Genomic DNA, 1,795 nt, shown 5'->3' with positions numbered 1-1,795 from the left:
ATGAACATTCTCGAACGATACCACGCCATGGATTATGCCCCAGCCCCCGAGGCCCGCTCAGAAGCCGATGCCTGGCTTGGGGCCCGCGATTTCTCGAAGGCGCTGTTCATCGCAGGCGACTGGCGCGCCGGCATTGACGGCAAGAGCTTCGACACATCCGATCCCTCAACCGGCAAGCTTCTGGCCAAGGTGTCGGACGCCTCTGCCGCCGACATCGAGACGGCGGTGGCCGCAGCCCGCAAGGCGCTGCCGAAGTGGAGTGCTGCCTCGGGTTATGAGCGCGCAAAAGTGCTTTATGCCATCGGCCGCGCCATGCAGCGCCACCAGCGCCTGTTTGCGGTGCTGGAAAGCCTCGACAACGGCAAGCCGATCCGCGAGAGCCGCGACATCGACGTGCCGCTGGCGATCCGCCACTTCATCCACCATGCCGGCTGGGCCCAGTCGCTGGACCGGGAATTCCCAGGCCGCAAGCCAGCCGGTGTCGTCGGCCAGATCATCCCGTGGAACTTTCCGCTGCTGATGCTGGCCTGGAAGATCGCACCGGCCCTCGCCACCGGCTGCACCGTTGTCCTGAAGCCGGCCGAGTTCACGCCGCTGACGGCAATCTTGTTTGCCGAGATCTGCGAACGCGCCGGTGTGCCCAAGGGCGTGGTCAACATCGTCCAGGGCGGACCCGAGGCAGGGGTGGCGATCGTCAACCATCCCGGCATCGACAAGATCGCGTTTACCGGCTCGTCGGAGGTCGGCAAGATCATCCGCAAGGCAACTGCGGGCTCTGGCAAGAAGCTGTCGCTGGAACTCGGCGGCAAGTCGGCCTTCATCGTCTTCGAAGACGCCGATCTCGACAGCGCCGTCGAGGGACTTGTCGACGGCATCTGGTTCAACCAGGGCCAGGTCTGCTGTGCCGGCTCGCGGCTTCTGGTGCAGGAGAGCGTAGCCGAAGCCTTCATCGCCAAGGTCAAGACACGGATGAGCCGGCTGCGGGTCGGATCTCCGCTCGACAAGAACACCGACATCGGCCCGCTGGTCGACAAGACCCAGCTCGACCGCGTCAGGCGCCTTGTCGAGGAAGGTGCAAGACAGGGTGCCGTCTGCTGGCAGCCCGACCAGGATGTGCCATCATCAGGCTATTATCACCTGCCGACGCTGGCGACGGGTGTTGCGCCCGCCAACATCCTTGCCCAGGAAGAGGTGTTCGGTCCGGTGCTCGCCACCATGAGCTTCCGCAACACCGAAGAGGCGGTCGAACTCGCCAACAACACCCGTTATGGCCTTGCCGCCTCGGTGTGGAGCGAAAACGTCAATCTCGCCTTGCATGTCGCCCCGCAGCTCAAGGCCGGCGTGGTCTGGATCAACGGCACCAACATGTTCGATGCTGCCTGCGGCTTCGGCGGCTACCGCGAGAGTGGCTTTGGCCGCGAGGGCGGGCGCGAGGGGCTGGAGGAATATCTGGCGCCGGGCGAGCCGCATGGCCCGGTCATCAAGCCGTCGACGGCGCCGAAACAGGCCGCCCGCGACACCAGCGAGAACCAGGCCATCGACCGCACGGCAAAGCTGTTCATCGCAGGCAAGCAGGTGCGCCCCGACGGTAACTATTCGCTGCCGATTCTCACCTCCAAGGGCAAGCTCGCGGGCGAGGTCGGCTTGGGCAGCCGCAAGGACATCCGCGATGCGGTCTCGGCGGCGCGCGCCTGCAAGGCCTGGCCCGAAGCGACCGCCTACAACAGGGCCCAGGTGCTCTATTATCTCGCCGAGAACCTGTCCGGCCGCACGGAAGAGTTCGCGACCCGCATCG

Annotated in this window: 1 protein-coding gene; it reads left to right on the top strand. The window is 65.4% G+C overall.

Annotated features, from left to right (window positions below; all coding sequences use genetic code 11):
* The coding region (locus tag HNQ95_RS33305) for an aldehyde dehydrogenase family protein (protein WP_182576253.1) at positions 1 to 1,795 on the top strand (1,795 nt) is incomplete at its 3' end.

Origin of the sequence: Aminobacter ciceronei (genome assembly GCF_014138625.1) — a bacterium.
GTDB classification, from domain to species: Bacteria; Pseudomonadota; Alphaproteobacteria; order Rhizobiales; family Rhizobiaceae; genus Aminobacter; species Aminobacter ciceronei.
Note: the sequence above shows the minus strand (reverse complement) of the source record. Positions and strands in the feature narration are given on the sequence as shown.